We start from the raw sequence: 8,186 nt of genomic DNA, 5'->3' as shown, positions 1-8,186 counted from the left end.
GTGGTACAACCCAGCCTGACAGTGGGACCACGCAACCCGATAGCGGGACGACCCAACCTGACAGTGGTACAACCCAGCCTGACAGTGGGACAACTCAACCTGACAGCGGGAAGACCCAGCCTGACAGCGGGACGACTCTGCCTGACAGCGGTACAACTCAACCTGATAGCGGGACAACCCAACCTGACAACGGGGTCACGCAACCAGATTCAAGCCAATCGTCTCAGATGATGTTCGATGACTTTGTTCTCGATATTGGAGGTTTGCTGAATCAAGACGACATCGGACTGAAGGGTGACACGACCGTCGTGAATACCGGATCCGGCCCCGTTGTAGAATTCGATGGAAAGGACGACTACATAAACTTGGGTCGACTCGAAGAATTCAGTGGTTCAAGTGAGCTTGGGTTTACGGTCGAATTTGCCCGGGACGAAGCCGATGGAAGCGCGCAGCGCCTTGTTTGGAATCACCAGAAAATTGGCTTGATTCTCAAAGACGATGGGTTGGTCGTGAAAGTCGCCAATAATGACGCCAAATTCCACAAAGGCTTCAAAGCAAAGGACATTGGCCTGAACGATCTCGAAAAACATGAGATCACCGTTCTGGTGGATGAAGACGAGGACCGTTTGCAGGTTCTTGTTGATGATCAGGTTGTCATTGATGAAACCGGCGTGGACTTCGACTTTAGCGATGTAAACAACCGGAATTGGACGATTGGATCACAATGGCGGGCCGATATCGATGGTGAGGTCAGCTCCTTTGCGATCGATGATGAGGTCGAGTTTGTTGATACCACTGTTTTCGACAACGCGCTGATTGCCTGACGCCGCTATATTCAGCCAGCAGGCAAAGTGAAACATCTTGGACGGGGCGCAAAATTGCGCCCCGTCGCTGATTGCGATACCTGTATTTTCACATAACGCTATGTAAGTTCTGTATTCTGTCTATGATCGTGATTTATGATTTTGTCTGATCGCTATCGTTTCATTTTCATTCATGTTCCCAAATGCGCGGGAACATCGGTTCGAAACGCTGTCTTACCATTTCATGACGCCGACAGCCGGTTCTTGAAAGCTGTAGAGAACCATCCGAAACTGGGTGAGATTGATTTTCGCCACTTGCCGTTGCTCTTATTGCGAGACCTGGACCCCGAAGCGTTCAGCAAGCTTGAGACCTATGAAAGCTACGCGCTTTTGCGCGATCCGTTTCAACGGTTCCGGTCTGCCATGGCCCAACGTGCAAAGATGTATTTGGGCCAAGAGTTCGCGCAGCTTGAGGATCGAGAGATACGCGACGAGATCGGCAAGGTTGTCACCTATCTACAATCAGAACCTGCCGTGATTGCGCCGGAATATATCCATTTCAGCCGGCAATCGGGCTTCATCGAGGTCGAAGGAAAACGGCTGGTCAGGAACCTATACCCTGTCGAACGGATGGATTGTTTCGTTTCTGATCTAGCCCGCCATATCGGGACAGACGCGCTGGAAATTGGTCATATCAACCAGACTACGGTGTTTCGTTACCAGGGGTTGAGCCGCGTCATGTACGCAGGCAGCGCAGTTGCCAAGCGAGTATTGCCCGACCCGATACATGAGAAGCTGCGCGTTTCAGCCCGAAAAATATTAATGAAGCCAAGTGGTTCCGTCTTGCCTTCTGTTTTTGAGGAACCCGAATTGCGTAATTTCGTGAAAGACTATTATGCGGCAGATTTTGCTTTTCACCAAAAAGCGCTCGAGGATGTTGCAGCATAACTAAATCCAACGCTGCTATGATTTAAACCGGGTGAAAGCCACTGCCTTTGTGATATTCATCAAGAAATGGATTTTTTTCTGCGTTCTGTAGTGGGGATAACAGACAGGTCAGAGGTATTTCTGGTATCATAAGAGCAAAGTGGTGGTGAGTTTCATTGGTAGCATCGACAGGTACAAGAGGGGCTTTGCAGGCGACGGGTGACAGTACCGGCCGCTCGTCTGGGTCGTTTATCCTCCCATTGCTATTTCTAAGCTTCATTTTACCGCTGTATTTTCAGGTTGCGGGGCTGCAACTCAGCGGCTATCGCATGGTTTTGTTGATTTTCTTTGTACCGGCAATGTTCCGTTGGTTTGATGGGTCCGGAGGGTACTATGCGCCGGACTACCTGATTTTAGGATTTGCATTCTGGACAGTGTTGGCGATCGTGTTCCACCACGGGTTTTCGAGATGGGAATATAACGGTATCGCATTTGTCGAGGCGACGGGTCCGTATTTCATAGCGCGCTGGTTGATACGGGACGAGCATGCATTCCGTGCTTTTGTGCGCTGGATGTTCATTGCGGTACTGCTCATGCTGCCGTTTAGCCTCAATCAGTTCATTTCGAACAATTCTATGCTTCTCGATTTGTTCAGCAAGGTGGGGAACGTATATCCTACAATTCCACTCGAACCGCGCTTGGGCTTTTTCCGGGCACAGGGGCCGATGCCGCACCCGATCCTTTACGGTGTTTTCTGCAGCGTAGCCTTTTCTTTGGTTTGGTATGTCCTGGGGAATGACAGGGGTTTCACATACAAAGTTAGCAGGTCAGGAGGCGTCTTTCTGGCCACTTTTGTGTCTTTGTCAGCAGGGGCATGGCTTGCGATCATGGTGCAGCTTGGTTTGATGACCTGGAAGAACGTATTCGCGTTTTTACAGAAAAAGTGGAACATGTTGTTGTATATGCTTGGCGGGCTGTACTTGTTCCTTGAAATCGCCGCGGACAGGCCTCCTGCCCAGCTGTTTGCAGCCTACCTGACGTTTAAGAAGTCAACAGCTTTCAACCGGATTAACATTTTTGTCTATGCGTCAGATGACGTCATTAGAAATCCAATATTCGGGCTTGGGTTCAATCCTTGGACACGCCCGCGATGGATGCTTGGAAGTGTTGATAATTTTTGGCTGGTCATCGCTTTGCGCTATGGGTTGCCAGCACTCATATTTTTGGTGGCTGCCATAATTGTGATCTATGTGATTTTAGGCCGAGCCCAATTGCCCAGCAGGTTGGAAAATTTCCGACTGGGGTACCTTTTTTCTCTGACCGGGTTTTGCATTGCAGCCGTTACCGTGCACGTCTGGGATGCAACATTGTGTCTTTTGATGTTTTTGCTGGGCGCAGGTCTTTGGATGGTCAATGCCAAAGAAGAAAGCGATCAGCCACAATCTGAGATGAAACAAAGCGGAAGGCGGCGAATAAGATATACTCGATTTGGGTCGGAAGACACGTGAATGGGCCAATGTTGGCGGCGGCACAGACGCGTGTTCGGTGAACGATGCAAGAGGATTTCGACAAGTGTCAGTTCAGCAAAGTAAAATTACGACGGATGCCGGAATTGGCCGAAAGCCGAAGCGATCGGCGCTGAAAAAGAAACTGACACAGGTTCCCATCTCGTTTCGCAAAAACTATGGGCTTTTGAAAAACCCTGAGTTTTGGCAAATTCTGCCACTTCTAATGTCCAACAGGTGGCGCGCGCGTACTGGCGAAAAAGATCAACCCAAAATTTTCGTCGCGACGCACCACAAGGCCATGACCACCTATTTCAAAGCTGTGCTAAAGTTTCTGGCTTTTGGGTTGGATGCGCGATTTGAGGAGCTTTCGAAACTGGCGCCTCAGCCTGAAACCAGGGTCTTTCTATCGGCCCATAGCCGGACGCCTTGGTCTGAAGTTGGCCCCTATCGGGGGATACATATCATGCGTGATCCGCGCGACATAATCGTATCCTCTTATCACTATCATCTGTGGACCAATGAGCTTTGGGCCCATATCCCGGATGAAAACGGGCAGACCTATCAGGAAAAGCTGCAGGCCGCGGACAAAACCGAAGGCCTGTTCATGACAATCCGTCATTTCATCTTTTTTAGCCGCGAAATTCTTGAGACCTGGGATTTGGATGATCCGAATATTCTTGAGGTGTCATACGACGATCTGATGGGGGATCAGCGTGATGCGGTCTATTCCGAGATGTTCAATTTCTTGGGGTTGCAGGGGCAAGAGCATGAATTGGGCGTCCGCCTGATGCGTCTGTTTGAGGCCGGAAAGCGCAGTAAGGTCTCTGCCACGAAAACCAATGAGGGCGCGCATATCCGCAGCAGCCGCAGCGGTCAGTGGAAAGACGAGTTAGAGCCCGAGCATGTGGCATATATTGAACAGGAACTGGGACAGGTTCTGGAAAAATTCGGATACGCCCGAACCCCAGTTACAGGTTCGACGGGCGCTGTCTAAGGGATTTTTTTTTCCAGGGGTAAAAACTGTTTTCTGATCATGCTGACCGTGCGACGCATTCGTCTGCTGACAGGCATCCGACCCGCAAGGATCGCGTCAATCTCAGCCGGTGTCATATCCCCGCGCAAGGATGTGCGCGGGCGTAGAAACGCGGTGTCGCTCATATATCCCGCATCGCTGGAAAACGCGGTTTTGTAACCAGTGCGGCGCAGGGCACGTAGGACGCGGGCGTTGTATCTGCCAAAGGGTATCCCCGCCTTGGTCACCGCAGCACCGCTTAGTTCTTGCAGCACTTCGCGTGAGCCGGTCAGCTCTTGCTCAAGCGCGGCTGTTCCTAACATATTCCAGGCGACATGCGCGATCCCGTGGCTGCCAACACCCATTCCGGCAGACATCAGTGCTTTGACGTGATCGCGGGTCAGGGAGCCGGGCTCGTCCAATCGTCCCGTCAAAACAAAGAACGTCGCGGTCAGCCCCCGCTGCTTTAAGGCGGGCAGGGCGATCTTGTAATCCGAGAGGTTGCCATCATCCAAAGTCAGGCAGTAGGTCGACGGGGTGGGGCTGTCTGCAACCCGGTCTAGAACGTCAAAAAACTGTGCCTCAGACAGCCAGTAGGGTGCCTCGCCTTCTTCAAGGTCGCGGGCCGGTGTGCCTATGCCGTGGAAGTTGAGACCAATCAATCGGGCCATGTCAGGATTTCAGCTTTCTGTGCAGTGTTTCAGCAAGATTGATTAGACCTGTGCCAAGCCCACTTTGTCGGGCCTCAAACGGACCCGCCGCCATAGTGTTCACACCACCGGTGCGGAGTTTGAAGCGGGTGACACTTGGATTGGCGTCCTGATCAATGCCCCCCAGATCAAACCACTTGAGTCCTCGGTCCTGACAATAAAGCATGGCCTGCCACATCATAAAATGCCCTGTATTAAGCCTCCGTCCTGCATCCGATGTCGCCCCGAACAGATAAGTGGCGTTGTGGCGGGTATATCCGATCGTCATCGCGCCGATATCCACGTTGTCTTTGCGTGCAATTAAAACGTCATGTTCGAAATCCGACCCAGACAGGGCGTAATAGAATTCCGGTGGGATGTCCGGCTGAAACCCTTTGGCGGCCTGCACTTGTTCGTAGAGCTTGGAAAAGCGCCCGAACAGGTTCGTTATCGGACCAGTTTCAAGTTCCATCCCCGCCTTGAGCGCATTGCGCAGAGGATTGCGCCATTTGCCGTGCAAAGCGCGCATCAAGGTGTCTTCATCCTGCTCACAATCGACGATCACCGTCCTGTAGTGAGACGCCCGATCCGTTGGCACAAAGCCAGCCCCAGCGGCAACCTGATCTACCGACGAGACGTTGCGCGCCGATAACGCAGATAGTCGGAACCGCAGGATATGTCCGCTTTGCTCAGCATAGGTGCGCAGGGCAGTAAACACGGCCTCTAGTGTCTGTGGCGTGGTCTCGTGATGTACAAGCGGACCAGCCGGGATCCAGACGATGCCTCGCCCCAGGCCCGGCACTAATTTCAGGCGCAGGCAGGCCGCAGCAACGGGTCTGCCTGTCTGATCTGACAGGTTGACAAATTGCGCCTGGGCCCCGATCCGCCGTGCCGCCGCTTGCGCATAGGTTAGGGTTTGCTCATAGGTCAGGTCGCGAAATTCGGCACTGATCCGGGGCCAGTCTTCGGCAGCAACGGTTTGCAGTGTCAGAGACCCGGTCATAGTCGTGTCCGTATCCAGCTGGCCCAGAGCTTGCCGGGTTTCAGCCCTAGCCGGGGTCGAATCTTCAGAAACCAGGCGCGGTAGTAAAACAGGTGCAGCGCATCCGCCCAACACAGCAAAGCCCGCGCCCTCAGCCGCGCCGCAGGACGGTTCGCGGCCAGCACGATGTTATGGATCGGCACCAGCGTACCGCCGTAACTCAGTTTGTATTCGTATTCCCCGGCTCCGGCCTCGACCAGCTGGATACCATCCGTAATCAGCCCCTCTACCCGTTCGATCAGCCCCACACGCCCCAGCCCGACTTTTTCAAATTCAGGATCTGTTTCACGGGCATTCAGCCACCAATAGGCCTTGTCGCCCTGAGTATAGCGCAGTTGGCTCGACAGCAGCCTGTCGCCTTGCCATTGCTCATCAATCATGGCCCGGTCACTGGGGGCCAGCCGGTGCAGTAGGTCGCGATAGAATCCGGCGGCTACGGACCAATCCGAGAAATGCCCGCCTTTCCCAGCGGCCCGCCATTGTTTTGTGTGCAGCGCGATGAACCGGTCCATCATTGGATCGACCATATCCGGGCTTGAGCTGGTGTTGTTTAAAGGCGCTATTTCATTCAAGCGCTTGATATCCCGTCGTACCTCGCGCCGCCGACTTTTCGATAGCGTCTTCATGAACCCATCAAAGCTGTCGGGCAGGTCCATCAAAGTGTGTCCGCGCGGGCTGTCGTCGCGCAAGAGCAACACGTCTTGCACATCCATGGAGCGGAGGATTTTCAGCGATACCGAACGCTCTGACATCGGGGAAAGACTGATGGCGGCGCAGTTCAGTTGCTGGGTCAGATGCGTGAAGGCGGCGCGCAGGGCGGCCTCTTCGTGACCGGTGGCAATAGGCAAGGCCATGACCGCGAAATTGGGATCGACCCCGGCCAGCCGAGCGATGCGTACGGGAACTGGTCCGGCCCAGATCGTTTCGATGCAAAAAGGCAAGGCACCGATCAACTCGGGCCCGTCCCGCAGAATGAAACACACAGGACGGCGGCTGGAGGCAAAGCTCTTGCCATAGTGGTCCCACCAGGCGACCTGCCAATCGCTCAGGAAATAGATATCGGCGCCGGTTGCCGTGACCAGATCATCCCATTCAGCCCTTATGGCAAGGGCCTGGGCCGGTGCCTGAAGGCATTCGAGCGCTTCTTGTGATCTGGTGGAAACCGCATCCATCACGTGGCAGGTTCCTGCCCAAACAGATGATACCGGATCGCGGCTCCCGACAGCCGCAACCGGGCCGAGCGGTCAGGTGTGGCACGCACCAGACCCAGCAGGCCAAAGGTGGTGCCCCGCAGCAGCGCGCTGGTGACGAAGATACTGCGCGTTATCAGCTCTCCGACCCGGCCATAGTGTTTTCGTGCATAGATCGTCTTGCTCTTTTGCTTTTGCACATACATGCGGGACTTGATCTGTGCGGTGCTTTTCGATCCACCCTCAAGATGTAGAATCCGAGCTTCGGGGGCGAAGACGCAGCGCCAGCCGGCATCTCGGATACGTCGGCACCAGTCGGCCTCTTCCGAATAGATGAAAAAGGCGTCGTCCAGCAGCCCGACCTTTTCGAACACCGGGCGCGGGACCATCATGAACATGCCCGAGACCACATCCACGTCGCGCGGTGTGGTCCGGTCCCAACCGCCGTATTCCGGCCATGGAAGCAGCCGTTTCAGCCCAAACTCGATCACCGCCACGCTTAGCGGTCCGGGATCGGCAAAGCAGGTCAGCTGTATGGTTTCGGGGTCTTCGAACACCTGGCATCCAACGCACCCAACATCCGGATGCGCGTCGAGCCATCCGCTCATGACGTCGATCGCATGGTCCAGGATGATCGTATCGGGATTGAGCAGCAAAAGCTTGTCGCCTTTGGCAATCTCCAACCCCTGATTGTTGGCCGCAGCAAAGCCGCGATTACTGGGGTTGGCGATCAGTTTTACGTTGGGAAAATTTTCACTGACCATTTCGGCCGAGCCATCGCCCGAGGCGTTATCCACCACAATGATTTCATGAGGCAGGCGTGTCTGATTTTCTATGGATTGAAGACAATCGTGCAAAATATCGCGCGTATTCCAGTTTACGATAACAATCGAAACAGCGCATCCCGTGCTTTCTGATTCAGATAAAACACTCATGTAACTCTCGATTCCGAGGAAACACACATCGCAACAGGCGCTTAATTCCCCAATACACAGGCCAATGATCCGCATTTCTG

Annotated in this window: 8 protein-coding genes; 4 read left to right on the top strand and 4 right to left on the bottom strand. The window is 53.8% G+C overall.

The features are described from left to right. The first annotated feature begins 227 nt into the window (after nucleotides 1–227). The 4 genes from ACR0B0_RS09465 (at nucleotide 228) to ACR0B0_RS09450 (ending at nucleotide 4,232) form a co-directional block, all read left to right on the top strand. Nucleotides 228–824, top strand: coding sequence for a hypothetical protein (locus ACR0B0_RS09465; RefSeq protein WP_170350128.1), 597 nt, complete (start codon nucleotides 228–230; stop codon nucleotides 822–824). A 135-nt stretch (nucleotides 825–959) separates the two neighbouring features. Then, nucleotides 960–1,751, top strand: coding sequence for a sulfotransferase family 2 domain-containing protein (locus ACR0B0_RS09460; RefSeq protein WP_480647489.1), 792 nt, complete (start codon nucleotides 960–962; stop codon nucleotides 1,749–1,751). A 155-nt stretch (nucleotides 1,752–1,906) separates the two neighbouring features. Beyond that, entirely contained in the window at nucleotides 1,907–3,238 is a 1,332-nt protein-coding gene (locus ACR0B0_RS09455; protein WP_480647487.1) for a hypothetical protein, read from the top strand. 298 nt (nucleotides 3,239–3,536) lie between these two features. Beyond that, nucleotides 3,537–4,232 carry a sulfotransferase domain-containing protein gene (locus tag ACR0B0_RS09450; RefSeq protein ID WP_170350125.1) on the top strand — a complete coding sequence of 232 codons (696 nt, stop codon included), beginning with the start codon at nucleotides 3,537–3,539 and terminating at the stop codon, nucleotides 4,230–4,232. Here the strand turns inward: ACR0B0_RS09450 and ACR0B0_RS09445 are convergent. From ACR0B0_RS09445 to ACR0B0_RS09430, 4 genes are read right to left on the bottom strand one after another with little or no spacing between them, the layout of a single operon-like run. Next, on the bottom strand, nucleotides 4,229–4,921 hold the full coding sequence (locus ACR0B0_RS09445; RefSeq protein ID WP_480647485.1) for a polysaccharide deacetylase family protein: 693 nt from the start codon (nucleotides 4,919–4,921) through the stop codon (nucleotides 4,229–4,231). The genes ACR0B0_RS09450 and ACR0B0_RS09445 overlap by 4 nt on opposite strands. Nucleotide 4,922: 1 nt before the next feature. Further along, nucleotides 4,923–5,942, bottom strand: coding sequence for a lipid II:glycine glycyltransferase FemX (locus tag ACR0B0_RS09440; protein WP_170350123.1), 1,020 nt, complete (start codon nucleotides 5,940–5,942; stop codon nucleotides 4,923–4,925). Then, entirely contained in the window at nucleotides 5,939–7,153 is a 1,215-nt protein-coding gene (locus ACR0B0_RS09435; RefSeq protein ID WP_170350122.1) for a GNAT family N-acetyltransferase, read from the bottom strand. The genes ACR0B0_RS09440 and ACR0B0_RS09435 overlap by 4 nt, the downstream gene beginning before the upstream one ends. Further along, on the bottom strand, nucleotides 7,153–8,106 hold the full coding sequence (locus tag ACR0B0_RS09430) for a glycosyltransferase family 2 protein (RefSeq protein WP_480647483.1): 954 nt from the start codon (nucleotides 8,104–8,106) through the stop codon (nucleotides 7,153–7,155). The genes ACR0B0_RS09435 and ACR0B0_RS09430 overlap by 1 nt, the downstream gene beginning before the upstream one ends. Nucleotides 8,107–8,186 lie beyond the last annotated feature (80 nt).

It is taken from the genome of Ruegeria sp. BA12 (genome assembly GCF_056539625.1).
This window is presented reverse-complemented; position numbering and strand designations above follow the sequence as displayed.